This is a genomic window from Acidovorax sp. SUPP2825 (assembly GCF_030158995.1).
Lineage (GTDB): Bacteria > Pseudomonadota > Gammaproteobacteria > Burkholderiales > Burkholderiaceae_C > Paracidovorax.
Window position 1 is genome coordinate 344861 of record NZ_BQXK01000001.1, and the last position, 15711, is coordinate 360571.

Annotated in this window: 14 protein-coding genes; 8 read left to right on the forward strand and 6 right to left on the reverse strand. The window is 70.3% G+C overall.

What is annotated here, in order from left to right:
• Positions 1–160: 160 nt before the first annotated feature.
• The gene (locus AVAK2825_RS01540) at positions 161–2683 is read left to right on the forward strand and encodes an ABC transporter permease (protein ID WP_284393495.1); all 2523 of its coding nucleotides are present in this window, start codon (positions 161–163) and stop codon (positions 2681–2683) included.
• A gap of 32 nt (positions 2684–2715) precedes the next feature.
• Here the strand turns inward: AVAK2825_RS01540 and AVAK2825_RS01545 are convergent, their stop codons facing one another.
• The 5 genes from AVAK2825_RS01545 to AVAK2825_RS01565 all read right to left on the reverse strand — a co-directional run bounded on the left by AVAK2825_RS01545 (position 2716) and on the right by AVAK2825_RS01565 (position 6929).
• A complete protein-coding gene (locus tag AVAK2825_RS01545) occupies positions 2716–3459 on the reverse strand; it encodes an amino acid ABC transporter ATP-binding protein (protein WP_284393497.1) in 744 nt (247 codons plus the stop codon).
• Complete coding sequence (locus tag AVAK2825_RS01550) at positions 3456–4169, reverse strand: amino acid ABC transporter permease (protein ID WP_284393499.1); 714 nt, start codon at positions 4167–4169, stop codon at positions 3456–3458. Before AVAK2825_RS01550 ends, AVAK2825_RS01545 begins: the two co-directional genes overlap by 4 nt.
• A gap of 17 nt (positions 4170–4186) precedes the next feature.
• Complete coding sequence (locus AVAK2825_RS01555) at positions 4187–4885, reverse strand: amino acid ABC transporter permease (RefSeq protein WP_284393501.1); 699 nt, start codon at positions 4883–4885, stop codon at positions 4187–4189.
• A gap of 153 nt (positions 4886–5038) precedes the next feature.
• Positions 5039–5866, reverse strand: a complete 828-nt coding sequence (locus AVAK2825_RS01560) for an ABC transporter substrate-binding protein (protein WP_284393503.1) — start codon at positions 5864–5866, stop codon at positions 5039–5041.
• Positions 5867–6029: 163 nt separating this feature from the next.
• Positions 6030–6929, reverse strand: a complete 900-nt coding sequence (locus AVAK2825_RS01565; RefSeq protein WP_284393505.1) for a LysR family transcriptional regulator — start codon at positions 6927–6929, stop codon at positions 6030–6032.
• 168 nt (positions 6930–7097) lie between these two features.
• On the opposite strand from AVAK2825_RS01565, the gene AVAK2825_RS01570 reads away from it, so the two are divergent.
• The 4 genes from AVAK2825_RS01570 to AVAK2825_RS01585 all read left to right on the forward strand — a co-directional run bounded on the left by AVAK2825_RS01570 (position 7098) and on the right by AVAK2825_RS01585 (position 11851).
• Positions 7098–8633 (forward strand): MFS transporter, encoded by a 1536-nt coding sequence (locus AVAK2825_RS01570; RefSeq protein ID WP_284393507.1) that lies wholly within the window; start codon positions 7098–7100, stop codon positions 8631–8633.
• A 22-nt stretch (positions 8634–8655) separates the two neighbouring features.
• Positions 8656–9072, forward strand: coding sequence for a group II truncated hemoglobin (locus tag AVAK2825_RS01575; protein WP_284393510.1), 417 nt, complete (start codon positions 8656–8658; stop codon positions 9070–9072).
• Positions 9073–9191: 119 nt separating this feature from the next.
• A complete protein-coding gene (locus tag AVAK2825_RS01580) occupies positions 9192–9665 on the forward strand; it encodes a RidA family protein (protein ID WP_284393513.1) in 474 nt (157 codons plus the stop codon).
• A 131-nt stretch (positions 9666–9796) separates the two neighbouring features.
• Positions 9797–11851, forward strand: coding sequence for a bifunctional 2',3'-cyclic-nucleotide 2'-phosphodiesterase/3'-nucleotidase (locus AVAK2825_RS01585; protein ID WP_284393516.1), 2055 nt, complete (start codon positions 9797–9799; stop codon positions 11849–11851).
• Positions 11852–11960: 109 nt separating this feature from the next.
• Here the strand turns inward: AVAK2825_RS01585 and AVAK2825_RS01590 are convergent, their stop codons facing one another.
• Positions 11961–12611 (reverse strand): PepSY domain-containing protein, encoded by a 651-nt coding sequence (locus AVAK2825_RS01590; RefSeq protein WP_284393518.1) that lies wholly within the window; start codon positions 12609–12611, stop codon positions 11961–11963.
• A gap of 123 nt (positions 12612–12734) precedes the next feature.
• On the opposite strand from AVAK2825_RS01590, the gene AVAK2825_RS01595 reads away from it, so the two are divergent.
• From AVAK2825_RS01595 to AVAK2825_RS01605, 3 genes are read left to right on the forward strand one after another with little or no spacing between them, the layout of a single operon-like run.
• Entirely contained in the window at positions 12735–13466 is a 732-nt protein-coding gene (locus AVAK2825_RS01595; protein ID WP_284393519.1) for a PepSY domain-containing protein, read from the forward strand.
• A complete protein-coding gene (locus AVAK2825_RS01600; protein ID WP_284393521.1) occupies positions 13466–14140 on the forward strand; it encodes a response regulator transcription factor in 675 nt (224 codons plus the stop codon). The genes AVAK2825_RS01595 and AVAK2825_RS01600 overlap by 1 nt, the downstream gene beginning before the upstream one ends.
• Positions 14140–15669 (forward strand): sensor histidine kinase, encoded by a 1530-nt coding sequence (locus AVAK2825_RS01605; RefSeq protein WP_284393527.1) that lies wholly within the window; start codon positions 14140–14142, stop codon positions 15667–15669. The genes AVAK2825_RS01600 and AVAK2825_RS01605 overlap by 1 nt, the downstream gene beginning before the upstream one ends.
• Positions 15670–15711 lie beyond the last annotated feature (42 nt).

Consider the following 15711-nt stretch of genomic DNA (forward strand, 5'->3'; position numbering starts at 1 on the left):
CATGGCGCCAGCCGACAGCTACCGGTTTGGCAAGCTACCAGCCTTGCACTGTCGAAGGTTTGGGTCAAATCCACCCTGGGCGCCGCGAAATTCCAAATCCCCCTCGCCCTGAGCCCCTTCCCACCCGAAGCCCAACCCATTTGCGCTAACGTCGCTCCCCATGAATCTGTCCTTCTTCCGAATTGGCTGGCGCACGCTGTGGCGCGATCTGCGGGCTGGCGAATTGCGCCTTCTCATCGTGGCGGTCACGCTGGCCGTGGCGGCCCTTACTTCGGTGGGGTTCTTTGCCGATCGGCTGCAGGGCGGGTTGCAGCGCGATGCGCTGCAGCTGCTGGGCGGCGATGTGGTGGTGGCCAGCGATAACCCCACGCCGGCGGCGTTCGTCGAACGGGCGAAGGCCGCGGGCCTGTCCACGGTCACGACGCTGGGCTTTCCCACCATGGGCCGCGCGAGCGATGCGCAGGGCGGCGCCAGCCGGCTGGTGGCGTTGAAAAGCGTGGAGCCGGGCTACCCGCTGCGTGGCAGCCTGCAGGTGGCGGATGCGCCCGGCGCACCCGCGCGGGCCACGCGCGACATTCCGGCGCCCGGCGAGGTGTGGGTGGATGCGCCGGTGCTGGGCTCGCTGGGCCTGCAGATGGGCGATTCGCTGCTGCTGGGCGACGCTCAGTTGCGCATTGCCCGCATCATCGCCATCGAGCCCGACCGGGGCGCGGGCTTCATGAGCTTTGCGCCGCGCGTCATGGTCAATGCGCTGGACCTGCCCGCCACCGGGCTGGTGCAGCCGGCCAGCCGGCTCACCTACCGCTTCGCCGTGGCGGGCGAGGCGCGGGCGGTCAAGCAGTTCGGCGACTGGGCGGCCGAGGCGGTGAAGGCGCCCGAGGTGCACGGCGTGCGCGTGGAGTCGCTGGACAGCGGCCGTCCCGAGATGCGCCAGACGCTGGACCGGGCGCAGAAATTCCTCAACCTCGTGGCGCTGCTCGCAGCGCTGCTGTCGGCGGTGGCCGTGGCGCTGGCGGCGCGCGGCTTTGCCAATGAGCACCTCGATGCCGCCGCGCTGCTGCGCGTGCTGGGCCAGAGCCAGCGCACCATCGCGGGCGGTTACGTGGTCGAGTTCGCGCTGATCGGGCTCTTTGCCAGCGCGCTGGGTGTGTTGCTGGGCTATGCGGTGCACCACGTGTTCGTGCTGCTGCTGGCGGGGCTGGTGGAAACGGCGCTGCCCGCGCCCAGCCTGTGGCCGGTGGCGTTCGGCCTCGGGATGGGCCTCACGCTGATGTTCGCCTTCGGGCTGCCGCCGGTGCTGCAGCTGTCGCAGGTGCCGCCGCTGCGCGTGATCCGGCGCGACCTGGGCGGCCTGAAACCCGCCTCGCTGGCGGTGCTGGGCGTGGGCGTGGCCGGGTTCGCCGCGCTGCTGCTGGCGGTCAGCAGCGACCTGAAGCTGGGACTGATCGCCGTGGGCGGTTTCGCGGGGGCGGTGCTGCTGTTTGCCGGACTGGCCTGGGGCGCGGTGAAGCTGCTGCGCCGCAGCGTGAACGAGGCCACGGCCCCGCGCTGGCTGGTGCTGGCCACGCGGCAGATCTCGGCCCGGCCGGTGTATGCGGTGGTGCAGGTCAGCAGCCTCGCGGTGGGGCTGCTGGCGCTGGTGCTGCTGGTGCTGCTGCGCACCGACCTCATCAGCAGCTGGCAGCGCTCCACCCCGGCCGATGCGCCCAACCGCTTCGTGATCAACGTCATGCCCGACCAGTCGGAGGCTTTTCAGAAAGCGCTGCGCGACGGCGGCGTGGCGCAGTACGACTGGTACCCCATGATCCGCGGCCGGCTGGTGGCCATCAACGGGCGCGAGGTGGGCCCGGCCGACTACGCCGACGACCGCGCCAAGCGCCTGGTGGACCGCGAGTTCAACCTGTCGAATGCCGAGCAGGCGCCCACCCACAACCCCGTGGTGGCCGGCCGCTGGACGCCGGGTGAAAAGGATGCGGTGAGCGTGGAGGACGGCATCGCCGAGACGCTGGGCCTCAAACTCGGCGACACGCTGCGCTTTGACATCGGCGGGGTGATGAGCGAGGCGCGCGTCACCAGCCTGCGCAAGGTGGACTGGGGCTCGCTGCGCGCCAACTTCTTCGTGATGTACACGGTGGGCCAGCTGCCGCCCGAGCTGCCGGTGACCTATCTGGCGGCGTACCGCGCTCCGGCCACGCCGGGCTTCGACAACACGCTGGTGCGGGCGTTTCCCAACATCACCAACGTGGACATGAGCGCCACGCTGGCCCAGGTGCAGGGCGTGCTCGCGCAGGTGATCCGTGCGGTGGAGTTTCTCTTCGGCTTCACGCTGGCCGCGGGGCTGGTGGTGCTGTTCGCCGCCGTGACGGCCACGGGCGAGGAGCGGGCGCGCGAGTTCGCCATCATGCGGGCCGTGGGCGCGCGCGACAGCCTGCTGCGACAGGTGCAGCGGGCCGAACTGGCCGGCGTGGGGCTGCTGGCGGGCTTTCTCGCCAGCGTGGTGGCGGTGGCGGTGGGCTGGGCGCTGGCGCGCTACGTGTTCGACTTCGCCTGGACGGCCACGCCGTGGGTGCCGATCATCGGCGCACTGGCCGGGGCCGTGCTGGCGCTGGCCGCGGGCTGGTGGGGCCTGCGCGATGTGCTGCGCCGCCCGGTGGTGGAGACGCTGCGCCGCGCGGCGGAGTAGCGCAAGAGAGCCTGAACAGCGCAGCGGCGCCGCTATGCCGCCCGCGCGAACGGCGTGCGGATGTCCGACAGGAACTGCTGCGCTCGCGGGTGCTGCGGGCGGCCGAAGAAGTCGGCCGGCGTGGCGCGCTCCAGCACGCGGCCTTCGTCCATGAAGAGCACGCGGTCGGCCACTTCGCGGGCAAAGCCCATCTCGTGCGTCACGCAGACCATGGTCATGCCGCCCTCGGCCAGGTCGCGCATGGCCACCAGCACCTCGCCCACCATCTCGGGGTCCAGCGCGCTGGTGGGCTCGTCGAACAGCATGAGCGGCGGCTCCATGGCCAGGGCGCGGGCGATGGCCACGCGCTGCTGCTGGCCGCCCGACAGTTCGCTGGGCCAGGCCTGCGCCTTGTGCGCCAGGCCCACGCTGTCCAGCAGGGCCAGGGCCCGCTGCTCGGCCGCCTGGCGCGACAGGCCACGCAACTGGATGGGGGCCAGCGTGCAGTTGTGCAGCACCGACAGATGCGGAAACAGGTTGAACTGCTGGAACACGAAGCCGATGCGCGAGCGCAGCGCGTTCACGTCCACGCCCGGCCCGTGGATGGGCTGCCCGCCGATCAGGATGCGCCCGCCCTGGATGGGTTCGAGCCGGTTGAGCGTGCGGATCAGCGTGGACTTGCCCGAGCCCGAAGGCCCGCACACCACGACCACCTCGCCCTGGGCGATGGTTTCGGTCACGTCCACCAGGGCGTGGTAGCTGCCGTACCACTTGTTCACGCCGTGCAGTTCGATCATGTCGTTCGGAGTCCGGAAGAAGAGGAGGGGGCCGCGCGCCGCGCCAGCCGGCGCTCCAGCGCGTAGGCCAGGCGCGACAGGCCGAAGCACAGCACGAAATAGGTCAGGCCCAGGATGCCGAACACTTCGGCCGGGCGGATGAAGACCTGGGTGTTGATCTGCGTGGCGATGAAGGCCACCTCCGTGAGCCCGATGATGTAGCCCAGCGAGGTCTCCTTGATGGTGACGACGAACTGGTTCACCAGCGAAGGCAGCATGTTGCGCAGTGCCTGCGGCAGCACCACCCGGCGCATGGCGCGGGGGTACGACAGGCCCAGGGCGCGGGCGCATTCCATCTGCCCGCGCGGCGGGCCCCGGATGCCGGCGCGCACGATCTCGGCCAGGTACGCGGCGTTGAAGACCACCAGGGCGACCAGCATGGTGGTGAACTGGTCGGTCTTCACCCCCGTCACGCTGGGCAGGAAGAAATAGGCCCAGAACACCACCATCAGGAGCGGCGTGCCGCGCACCACGAAGACGATGGCCGTGACCGGCCAGCGCACCGAGCGCCACGGGCTCACGCGCGCCAGGCCGAACAGCACGCCCAGCGGCAGCGCCAGCAACAGGGCGCCCGCCGCCAGCAGCAGCGTGAGCGCCAGGCCGCCCAGCGGGCCGTTGGGGTACTGGCCGACGAGAAAGTACAGCCAGTAGGTGTCGAAGAGTTCGCGCATGCTTTTTTGGGGAAGGTTCAGACCGTCCGCACGGGGTAGCGATGGTGGTACCAGCTCGCCAGGCCCGTGATGAGCAGCGACACCGTGAGGTAGGCGGCGCTCGCGAAGGCGAACGCCTCGATGCTGCGGAACGTGGCGCTTTCCACCTTGGCCGCCTGGTACATGAGTTCGGCCACGCCGATCACGGTGGCGATGGAGGTGTTCTTCCAGAGGTTCAGTGCCTGCGAGATGAGGGGCGGCACGGTCACGCGCAGCGCCTGCGGCAGCACCACGCGCCGCATGGTGGCAAGGAACCCCAGGCCCAGTGCGCGCCCTGCCTCCATCTGCACCGTGGGCACCGCGCGGATGCCGCTGCGGATGTCCTCGGCCATGAAGGCCGCGGTGTACAGCGACAGCGCGACGACGGCCGCGGCCGCCTCGGCATGGCCGCTGTCGTACAGCCACTGCTTCGCGGCCTCGGGCAGCAGCTCGGGCGCGCCGAAGTACCAGAACAGCATGTGCGCCAGCAGCGGCACGTTGCGCATGCCCTCCACGAAGGCGAAGCCGGCCCAGCGCAGGGGCGCCACCGGCGCCAGGCGCAGGAGCGCCACGACCAGGGCCAGGGGCAGGGCCAGCACCAGCGAGACGGCCAGCAGCTGCAGCGACAGCAGCAGGCCGCCCACCATCATGAGGTGGTACTTGCCGCTCAGCAGCAAGGAGTAGTCAAACAAAGGCATGCACGCCAGTCATTCGGAAAACGCCGCACGCGGGGCATGCGGGCGCGGCGGCCCGCCACCGGGGTGCCTGCCACAGGGCGGCCCGCATGCGCCAATGGCATGCCTGCCGCCCGTGTGCTGCCCCCGGCGGCCATGCCGCCATGGCTGCATCCATCAGCCGTCGATCTTGTCCGATTCGAACTTGAAGGGGCGGGTGGTGAATTTGATCTTGGTGCCGGGGCCGTACCACTTGAAGAAGATCTTCTCGGCCTCGCCGGATTTCTCCAGCTCGCGCAGCGTGTCGTCCACAATGGATTTCACGGCGGTCTCGCCCTTCTTGATGCCCAGCGCCAGCGGCTCCACGCTCAGGTTGGTGGGCAGGATGGCGTAGTCCTTGTTGCGCTCGCCCAGCTTGCCGAAGTCGTCGATCAGCGAGGACTCGTCGTTCACGTAGCCCACGCCCTTGCCTTGCTGCAGCGTGAGAAACGCCTGCTGCGTCGTCTCGAACGTCACCACCTCCACGGTGGGCACGGCCTTGCGCACGTTGGGCTCCTGCGTGCCGCCCTTGACCGTCACCACGCGCTTGCCGGCCAGGTCCGCCACGTCCTTGATGCCGCTGGCCTTCTTGACCAGCACCTTCTGGCCGGTGACGAAGGTGGTCAGCGAGAAATCGATCTGCGCCTCGCGCTCCTTGTTGTGGGTGAGCGATGCGGCCAGGATGTCCACATGGCCCTGCTGCAGTTCGGGAATGCGCGCGGCCACGGCCAGTTGCTTGAACACGGGCTTGACGCCGATCTTCCTGGCGATCGCCTTGCCCAGGTCGATGTCGTAGCCGATCAGTTCGCGCGTCTTGGGGTCGATGAAGCTGTTGGGCTCGTCGGTGCCCAGCACGCCGACGACCAGTTCGCCCTTCTTCTTGATGTCGGCCAGCTGGTCGGCGTGGGCCACGCCCGATACGGCGAACGCGGCGGCGACCAGGGATGCGATGAAGCGGATGCGCATGGTGTTGTTTCTCTCTCTCCGATGGATGAAGCCCGAAGGCTATGCCTGCCGCGGCCAGAGATGAACGTCGCTTTTTTCATAATCAAACTCGCCGAACGCGCTTGGCACGGCGGCGGTTTCCGTGCGGCAGCCCGGCGCGCCCGGGGATGCGCGGCGCCCGGGGTCAATCCGGCGTGGGTGCGGGCGCCGCCTGGAACAGCCGCTCGCCGATGAAATCCACGAACGCCCGCACCTTGGGCGACAGCTGCCGGCTCGACGGCCACAGGGCCGAGAACTGCCCGGTGTGCACCAGGTGCGTGGCCAGCACCTGCCGCAATTCACCCCGCTCGATGGCATCCCGGGCCAGGAAGTCGGGCATGTACGCCACGCCCATGCCGGCGATGGCCGCACCACGCATGGCCTCCATGTTGTTGCACACCAGCTCGGTGGGCAGCGGCTGCGGCAGGCCGGGCAGCACCCAGTCGTGCAGCTTGCCGCCGCTGGGAAAGCGAAAGATCAGGCAGGCGTGCTGCGCCAGATCGGCCGGCACCTGGGGCGTGCCGCGCCGCGCCAGGTACTGCGGCGAGGCCACCAGCACGAAGCGGAACGGCCCCAGCCGGCGCGCGACGAGGCCCGAGTCGGGCAGATCGCCGCTGCGGATGACCACGTCCAGGCCTTCCTCCACCACATCCACCAGGCGGTCGTTGAAGTCCAGCTCCAGTTCGACGTCGGGGTAGAGGGCCTTGAACTCGGGCAGCACCGGCAGCAGAAAGCGGTAGCCGATGACCGGCAGGCTCACCCGCAGGCGCCCGCGCGGGGCCTGCACGGCCGCCTGCATCATCGCGCGGGCGTCCTGCAGCTCATCCAGGATGCGGCGGCAGCGCTCGTGAAAGAGCGCGCCCTCCTGCGTGAGGCGCACCTGGCGCGTGGTGCGCTGGAACAGCCGCAGGCCGAGCTGCTGCTCCAGCCGCGCGATGTTCTTGCCCACGGCCGAGGCCGAGATGCCGAGTGCGCGCCCGGCCTGCGCGAAGCTCGACAGATCGGCTGCGCGCACAAACGATTCGAGGCCGCTGAAGCTGTCCATGGTGGGTGAGAGTGGGGTGAATGGGTTCGGATTGCCAACCCAAGGTTGTTTGTCTGGGGATGTGGGGGCCTATTTTCATCGCATTGCATCGCTTTTATCGTTCATGGGCGTTGGTGGCCTGGGGTCGCCGGCGCCCTTGTCCACTGCCTGAAAGCCGCTGTCCCCGCCATGTCCTCGACCCAACATCCTGCCCGCGCCCCGAAGCCGGCATTCCCCGTGTCCCTTCAACTCCTGGCCGTGTGCCTGGCCGCGCTGGCCATGCCCTTGAGCTTCACCGGCCCGGCCGTGGCCCTGCCCGCGTTGCGCGATGCACTGGGCGGCAGCCCCGTGCAACTGGCCTGGGTCACCAACGCCTTCATGCTGAGCTTCGGCGCCACGCTGATGGCCTGCGGCGCGCTGGCCGATGCCTTTGGGCGCAAGCGAGTGTTTCTGTGCGGCGTGGGCGTGGTGGCGCTCAGCGCGGTCGGGCTGGCGTGTGCCGGCGGCATCGTGGCCTTCAACCTGTGGCGCGCGCTGCAGGGCGTGGGCGCCGCAGCCGCGCTGGCCGGGGGCACGTCGGCCCTGGCGCAAGCCGTGCAGGGCCCGGCGCGCACGCGGGCCTTCAGCTGGGTGGGCACCGCCTTCGGCGTGGGGCTGGCCTTCGGGCCGTTGCTGGCCGGGTGGCTGCTGGGGCACGGCGGCTGGCGGGCCGTGGCGCTCAGCGTGGCCGGGGTGGCGCTGGCCGCGGGCGCGGCCGGTGCGCGGTTCCTGCAGGATTCGCGCGACCCGGGCGCGGCCGGCGTGGACTGGCCGGGCGCGGTCCGCTTCACGGCGGCACTGGCCCTGCTGACGCTGGGCGTGCTGCAGGCCCCCGAGAGCGGCTGGGCCAGCCTTCCCGTGGTGGCGGCGCTGGCGGGCGCTGCGGCCATGGCAACGGCCTTCGTGCGCACCGAGCGCCGCGTTCGGCACCCCATGCTGGACCTGTCGCTGTTCCGCTATCCGCGCTTCGTGGGCGTGCAACTGCTGGCGGCGGCGCCGGCCTATGCCTATGTGGTGCTGCTGGTGCTGCTGCCGGTGCGCTTCATCGGCATCGAGGGCCTGAGCGCGATGGCGGCGGGGCAGCTGATGCTGGCCCTGTCGGCGGCCATGCTGTGCGTGCCGCTGATGGCGGGGTGGCTCGCGCGCTGGTGGTCGGCGGCGGCGCTGTCCTCCGGGGGCCTCGCCGTGTGCGCGGTGGGGTTGTGGTGGCTGAGCGATTGCGCGCCGGGCTCGCCGGCGGCGGTGCTGGCCGGGCCCCTGCTGCTCATCGGCGTGGGCATCGGCCTGCCGTGGGGGTTGATGGACGGGCTGGCCGTGAGCGTGGTGCCGCCCGAGCGCGCGGGCATGGCCACCGGCCTCTTCAACACCGTTCGCGTGGCGGGCGAGGGACTCGCGCTGGCCCTGGTGGGCGCCGGGCTGGTGGCGCTGCTGGCCCTGCAGTGGCCGCAGGTGCCGGGGGGCGATGCGGCGCGCGCCGCCCAATCCCTCGTGGCGGGGGACCTGTCCCGCGCCCGGGCGCTGCTGCCCCAGCTGTCGCAGGCCGAACTGCTGCAGGGCTACGGCCACGCCTTCGCCGCCTTGCTGCGCGTGCTGGCCGGGGTGACCGTGTTCACGGCGGTGGCGGTGTTCGCCTGCCTGCGGGCGGGCGGCGCACGCGGGGCGGCGCTTTCTACAATCGAGGGCTAGTTGTCTTCCCCCGCCCGCCTCCATGTCCACACCCGAATCCCCGCCCGCGCCTGCCCCGGCCACCACGCCTTTCGAATGGATCGGCGGCGAAGAGAAAGTCCGCGCGCTGGTGGACCGCTTCTACGACCTCATGGACCTGGAGCCCGGCTATGCCGAGCTGCGCGCCGCGCACGGCAGCACCCTGGCGGACGCGCGCGACAAGCTGTTCTGGTTCCTGTGCGGCTGGCTCGGCGGGCCGGACCACTACCAGAGCCGCTTCGGCCACCCGCGCCTGCGCGCGCGGCACCTGCCGTTCTCGATCGGCATCAAGGAACGCGACCAGTGGGTCGCGTGCATGGACCAGGCCATGGGCGAGACCGGGGTGCCCGCCGAGCTGCGCACCCGGCTGCGCGAGAGCTTCATGGGCACGGCCGACTGGATGCGCAACCGCGGCGGATGACGCGGCGCCCCATGGATCGTTTGCTATTGATTTAATAGCACTATGCCCTAGTACCCATTGTGCTGGGGGCACTTTTTGTTTCAACTCCCTCCACCGTCCCACACCCGAGGAAAGATTCCATGTCCTGCGATGCACGGTTCGAAGAACAGGCGCTGGCCCTGGGCCACCGCTTCGATGGCGAGATCAAGATCGGCGGCAACTACGTGCCGCTGGTGCGCGACGGCCGGCAGATCTACCTGAGCGGCCAGATCCCGCGCGTGGGCGACACCGTGGTGGTCACCGGCGCCGTGGGCGCGCAGGTGCCCCTGGAGCGCGCGCAGCATGCCGCCCAGGTGTGCGTGATGCGCGCCCTGGCGCTGCTGCAGCGCAGCCTGGGTACGCTGGATGCGGTGCGCGCCGTGCCGCGCATCACGGTGTACGTGCAGTCCGCGCCCGGCTTCACGCAGCAAAGCGAGGTGGCCGATGCGGCCTCGCAGGTGCTATTTCACGTGCTGGGGCCGGTGGCCGGGGCGCACACGCGCACCTCGGTCGGCGTGCTGCAGCTGCCCAAGAACGCCTCGGTGGAGGTGGACCTGATCGCGTCGGCGGACTGACGGCGCGCAGGCCGGCGGGGCGCGGGGCCCGGGCGGGTCGGTGACTGCGGGCGGGCGGGCCACGGCCGCGTCACGCCAGTGTCAAACGGGTTCGTGACACTCTCGCCTTTACCCACCACCCAGGCCATTGCATGCTGGACACCCTCCCACGCCAAGACCTCTCGCCGGCCACCCGCCGGACCGCCCTCACCGCATTCACCGTGATCGCTGCCGCCACCCTGCTGGCCGCCTGCGGCGGCAGCGACAACGACGGCAACAACAACGCCGGCGCCACCGCCACGCTGGCCGTGCTGGAGACCACCGACCTGCACTTCAACGTGCGCAGCTACGACTACTTCAAGCTCGCCGAAGACAAGAGCTACGGCTTCGAGCGCACTGCCACGCTGGTGCGCCAGGCGCGCAAGGAGTTCGCCAACACGCTGCTGGTCGACAACGGCGACACCATCCAGGGCACGGCGCTGGCCGACTACGAGGCCGTGGTCAAGGCCATTCCCTGCACCCAGCAGCTGTCCATGTACAAGGCCATGGGCGCTTTGGGCTTCGATGCCGGCACGCTGGGCAACCACGAGTTCAACTACGGCCTGCCGTTCCTCAACCAGGTGCTGGGCGGCGGCATGGAGGTCGATGGCGTCGATGCCGCGCAAAAATGCGCCGGCGCCGGCTACCCCGCCGTGCTGGCCAACGTGTACAGCAGCAAGACGAAGAAGCCGCTGGTGCAGCCCTACACCATCCTGGAGCGCACGCTGGTCTCCAAGGGCGCGGACGGCAAAGAGGTCAAGCTGCCCATCAAGGTGGGCGTGATCGGCTTCACCACCCCCGGCATCATGAACTGGGACAAGCGCTACCTCGAAGGCAAGGTCTACACCGAAGGCGCGGTCGAAGCCGCGCAGAAATACGTGCCCGAGCTGCGCGCCAAGGGCGCCGACATCGTCGTGGCCCTGCTGCACGGCGGGCTCGATGCGGGCGCCTACTCGGCCACCATGGAGAACCCGGGCCTGTACCTGTCCAAGGTTGCCGGCATCGACGCCATGGTCATGGGCCACCAGCACAGCGTGTTCCCCGACACCGCCGCGACGCCGGCCTATTCGCAAACCGGCGTGGACAACAAGGCCGGCACCATCAACGGCGTGCCCGCCGTCATGGCCAGCTCGTGGGGCAAGGCGCTGGGCGTGATCCAGCTCGCGCTGAAGTGGGACGGCAAGGCCTGGGCGGTGAACAAGACCGCCACCAAGAGCGAGCTGCGCAACATCCAGGGCAAGAACGCCTCGGGCGCCACGGTGTACGTCGATGCCGACCCCACCGTCGCCCCCCTGATCGAGACGCAGCACCAGGCCGCCATTGCCTACGTGAAGACGCCCATCGGCAGCACCGACTTCCGCATGAGCACGCTGTTCGCCGACGTGGGCGACCCCGGCGCGATCCAGATCGTGAACCAGGCCCAGCGCGATTACGTGGCCGCCAACCTGCCGCAGTACGCGCAGCTGCCCGTGCTGTCGGTGAGTGCACCGTTCAAGTCGGGCTTCCAGGGCGGGGCCGACTACACCGACGTGGCCACCGGGCCGCTGGCGATCTACAACGCCGCCGACCTGTACCTGTACCCCAACACCGTGTACGCGGTGAAGGTGAACGGCGCCGACATCCAGGGCTGGCTGGAGGCCGCGGCCAAGCGCTTCAACCAGATCGACCCGGCCAAGACCGCCGAGCAGCCGCTCATCAGCACCTTCCCCGGCTACAACTTCGACATGTTCACCACGGCCGACGTGCAGTACGAGATCGACGTGACGCAGCCCACCGGCCGCCGCATCAAGAACCTGACTTACAAGGGCCAGCCCATCAATGCGGCGCAGGAGTTCGTGATCGCCACCAACAACTACCGCGCCACCAGCGGCAAGAGCTTCATCGACAAGCTGGACGGCTCGGGCACCATCTGGGCCTCGCCGGACGCCAACCGCGACGTGGTGATCGACTACATCCGCAAGAACGCCAACGTGACCCGTGCCGCCAACGGCGCGGCCAAGAGCTGGCGCTTCACCAAAGTGGCCACGGCCGGCCCGGTGGTGTTCAGCTCCGGCGCCAATGCGCTGCCCGTGGCCCAGGCCGCGGGCCTGGCCAACGTCACGCTCATGGCGGCGGACGACGGCTCGGGCAAGGGCACGTCCAAGTACCGGCTGGACCTGTCGAAGTAACCGGCCACCGGCCAGCGGCAACGGCTGGCCAGCAACGCCAAACGACCGGGCCCCGGCATGCACATGCATGCCGGGGCCCGGTGCTTTTTCCAGGGCCGTGCGGGCGCCTTTAGTCGTCCAGCCGTTCGCTGATCACCTTGCCGGTGGTGGGCTCCACGCGCAGTTCCATGTTCAGACCGGCCATGTTGGTGGCTTCGGCTTCCCAGTAGCCGTCTTCGTACTCGATGCCGCGCACGCGGGTGTAGCCGACCTGCTCCAGGGCCTGGCGCACCTGGTCGGCGCTCAGCACCGGCTGGTTGTTGACCGTGCCGCCGCTGCGGCCCACCTGGCTCAGCACCTCCAGCGTCACCGGGTGCAGCACGAACTCCACCTTCTCGCCCTGGTTGGCGGACTGGCGCGCCTTGGCTTCCCAGAAGCCGTCGTCCAGCTCCACGTCGTACACGAATTGGTAGCCCTTGGCGCGCAGCGCCTGCGATACCTGGTCCACACTGGGCAGCGTCTTGCCGATGTCGCTCTTGCGCACGGTGGTGAGGCTGCCGTCCGCGTCATTGACCAGCACGTCCACGCGCAGGCCGTCGAGGGCGACCGCGTCGGCAGACCAGTAGCCGTACCGCTTTTGCAGGTCTTGCGGCGCGACGTACTGGTGCTGGGTGATCACGTTGGCGGCTTCCTGGGCCGTCAGCGCCCAGGCCATGGAAGGCAGGGCGGATGCGGCGGCAGCAGCGGCGGCGACGGCCAGGGTCAGAACGGTCTTTTTCATGGTGTTTTTCCTTTCGGTGTTGCAAGGTGGCGAGAACTGGGAGGCAGTGTGCGCAACCGCTGCTAAACCTTTCGTGAAGCGTCCGTTCATGTGCCGTTTAACGGCGCCGGCAATAATCCCGCGATGAAAAAATGGACCCGGAGCGTGCTTTTGCGTGCCGCCGTCGCGGCGGTGGCGCTCGCGTGCGTGCAGGCGCCCGCGGCCGAGCAGGACGCGGCGCGGCGCGGCGTGCTCAACGGCCAGCTCAAGCCCCTGAACAGCATCGTTGCGGACATCAGCCGCCAGTACGCGGGCCGCGTCATCGAGGTGGAAAGCAAGCGCGGGCGCAAGGGCGAGCCGCGCTACGAAATCACCCTCATCGACGCCCGGGGCAACAAGCAGGAAGTGCTGGTGGATGCCGCCACCGGCTCCGTGGTGGCGCAGGAGCGCGAGTGGCCCACGCAGCCCGTCCCGCTGGCGCAGATGGCCCGGTACGTCAAGCAGCTGGAGCAGCGGTACGGCGCGCGCGTCGTGAACGCCGAGTTCGAGCGCGATGCGCAGGGCAAGGCGGTCTACGAGGTCAAGCTGTCCGACAAGCCCGCCGTGGAGATGAAGCTGTTGATGGATGTGAACACGGGCGAGGTCCTGCATCGGCCGGAGGCGGCCGCTGCACCGGCGCCCCTGAAATCCATGGACGTGGTGCTGGAATCGCTGCGCCCGCGCTTCTCGGGCCTGGTGCTGGAGGTGGAACTGGAGAGCGACCACCGCCACCGCGCGTACTACAGCGTCGAACTGCAGCAGCCCAACGGCTTCAAGCTGGAGCTGGAGGTCGATGCCGTCACCCTGGAAGTGACGCGGCGAAAGGCGGGTGACTGATGCGCATCCTGGTCGCGGAAGACGACGTGGCGCTCGCCGCGCAACTGCGCGCCGCGCTGGAGGCCGCGGGCTTTGCCGTGGACGTGGAGCATGACGGCGAAGCCGCCTCCTTCGCCGGCAGCGCCGAAGCCTACAGCGCCGCCGTGCTGGACCTGGGCCTGCCGCGCAAGGACGGCCTGAGCGTGCTGCACGACTGGCGCGGCGCGGGCCGCAACTGGCCCGTGCTGGTGCTCACGGCCCGCAACCGCTGGAGCGACAAGGTCGCGGGCTTCAACGCCGGAGCGGACGACTACCTCACCAAGCCATTCCTGATGGACGAAGTGGTGCTGCGCCTGCGGGCCATGCTGCGCCGCACGGCCGGGTCGGCCGCCGCCGTGCTGCAGGCGGGGCCGCTCGAATACGACGTGGTGCGGGGCCGCTTCTCGCTGCAGGGCCAGAGCCTGCAGCTCACCGCGCAGGAGCACAAGATCCTGGCCTACTTCATGCACCACCCGGGCAAGCTGCTCACGCGCAGCGACATCGGCGAACACGTGTATGCGCGCGACCTCGACCCGGACTCCAACACCATCGACGTGCTGATCGGCCGCATCCGCCGCAAGCTCGGCGGCGCGCCGCAACTGGTTACCGAACGCGGCCAGGGCTTTCGCCTGCTGCTGCCCGAGGTGCCGGGCTGATGGGCCGGCCAGGCCCGCCAGGCCCGGCGATGGCGCCCGGCGGCATCGACCCGCTGCCTGCACCGGACACGCCGCCCACGCCGGCCCTGCCGGCGCGCGGTCTGTCCGCATGGGCGCTGGCGCTGGCCCAGTGGCCCATGGCCACGCGCATCGCGTTGCTCGCACTGGTCCCCATGCTGCTCCTGGTGGCCTCCGGGGGCTTGTGGCTGCGCGGGCAGATGCACCAGAGCCTGCTGGGGGGCTTCGAGCAGGTGCTGCGCGAGAAGGCCCAGCGCGTGGGCGTGCGGCTGCAGCAGGGGCCCAATGGCGAACTGCGCGAAGCCACCGGGGGGGCGGACGAATTCAGCGCCATCTACGCCGGGTGGTACTGGTGCGCCCAGGCGGGTGGCCAGGTGCTGCGTTCGCGCTCGCTGTGGGACATGGACCGCCTGCCCACCGCCCCCGAGCCTGTGCGGGGCTCGGCCCTGCTGCACCTGGCGACCGGGCCGCTGCAGGAGCCGCTGCTGTCGCTGACGCTGCCGATCCCCCTGGGCCAGCCGCCCACCCCGGTGGCGCTCACGGTCTACGGCCCCGCCGCCCAGTTGCAGACCAGCATGCGCCAGATCGACCACACCCTGGTGGTGGCCGGGCTGGTGCTGATGGTGCTCGCCGGGGGCCTGGCCTGGCTGCAGGTGCGGGTGGGGCTGGCGCCGCTTCGGCGCCTCGAAGCGCTGCTGGCCGCCCTGCGCGCGCCGCAGGGCGACGGGCCCGATGTGGCCGCGCACCTGGCCGCGCCCACGGGGCGCGACCTGCAGCCCCTTCAGAGCGAGCTGGCCGGCCTGCTGGCGCACAACGCGCATGTCGTGGCCCGCGCCCGCGCCCACGCGGTGGACCTCAACCACGCCCTCAAGAAACCCCTGGCCCTGCTCAGTGCCCAGGCCAGCGCGCACCCCCAGGTGCCCAGCGGCGAGGTGCGCCAGCAGGTCGAGGCGATGGCCCAGCTGGTGGACCGCTACCAGGCCCGCACCTTGAGCGATGCGCTGCACGCCCACCCCGGCGCCGCGGGGCAGGCGGTGGACGTGCGCGACTGCCTGTCGCAGGTCGTGCGGATGATGCAACGCCTGCATGCCGCGCAGGAACTGGACTGGGCACTGGACGACCGCACCGCGGGCCGCCTGCTGTGGCGCGGCGAGCAGGCCGACCTGCAGGAGGTGCTGGGCAACCTGCTGGACAACGCAGGCAAGTGGGCCGCCTCGCGGGTGCGGCTGACCCTGTCGCGGCAGGAGGGCGCCGATCGCCCGGGCCTGCGCCTGGACATCGAAGACGATGGCCCCGGCATGACTGCCGAGCAACTGCAGGCTGCCGGGCAGCGCGGCGTGCGGTTCGATGAATCCGTGCAGGGCAGCGGGCTGGGCCTGGCCATCGCGAGCCAGATCGCCCAGGCCTACGGCGGGCAGTTGCAGCTGGACAAAAGCGAGGCCCTTCGGGGCCTGCGCGTGCGGCTGGAGCTGCGGGGGCTGGTGCGGGCAGAGCACCATCCGGCGGGTTGACGCGGCCGCTGCGGTGGCGGTGGCAGGCAGTGCACCGTGCCG